Raw genomic sequence first — 206 nt, forward strand, 5'->3', positions numbered from 1 at the left:
GCACTTGTTCTTCCCTCACAACAGAGTTTTACGATCCGAAAACCTTCTTCACTCACGCGGCATTGCTCCATCAGACTTCCGTCCATTGTGGAAGATTCCCTACTGCTGCCTCCCGTAGGAGTCTGGGCCGTGTCTCAGTCCCAGTGTGGCCGATCACCCTCTCAGGTCGGCTACGCATCGTCGCCTTGGTAGGCCGTTATCCCACC

General features: G+C 56.3%; 1 rRNA gene. It reads right to left on the reverse strand.

Going from position 1 to position 206, the window contains the following annotated elements:
• Positions 1-206: ribosomal RNA gene (locus tag J4G36_RS18390) — 16S ribosomal RNA — on the reverse strand; the annotation flags it as partial.

Origin of the sequence: Sporosarcina sp. 6E9, assembly GCF_017921835.1 — a bacterium.
Lineage (GTDB): Bacteria > Bacillota > Bacilli > Bacillales_A > Planococcaceae > Sporosarcina.